The following is a 410-nucleotide window of genomic DNA, read 5'->3' on the forward strand; positions in this document are numbered from 1 at the left end:
GGTTTGCTGCGATCGGTATTTTGCTGGCGCACCTGTTTTTTCTGCTTATGAGCAAAATCCCCTCCCTGGAATCGCTTGTGCCAGCTGAGCGTTGCGTGAAATCGGCTTACAACGTGGATAATGACAGAAAGCGGATTTCGATAAACTGTGTCGATTATCGCGACAAAGTTCATACAGTTGTTGTGAGAAAATTCGAAGTCGAAGAAGATATAGAAAAGATGAAGGCGGCATTCAAAAATGGGGCGGATCTGGAGGGGTTTTCTTGCACTAGGCTAAATGGTCTGGATGCTTGTTTTTCTGCCAAATATAAAATAATGGTCTCATCTATCAATGAAGAGTCTGTGGTCTTCTATGTTTTACAATTTAATAAAAATTTAAGGCCGAATTAGGTAATTTGCTGCCGGTTAGTC

The 410-nt window shown here is 41.7% G+C and carries 1 protein-coding gene; it reads left to right on the forward strand.

The annotated features are described in order from the left end of the window. Positions 1 to 389, forward strand: a 389-nt coding sequence (locus HR9077_RS21815) for a hypothetical protein (protein ID WP_168380864.1), incomplete at its 5' end; no start/stop codon positions are given. Positions 390 to 410: the final 21 nt, after the last annotated feature.

It is taken from the genome of Modicisalibacter radicis, assembly GCF_900961225.1.
Lineage (GTDB): Bacteria > Pseudomonadota > Gammaproteobacteria > Pseudomonadales > Halomonadaceae > Modicisalibacter.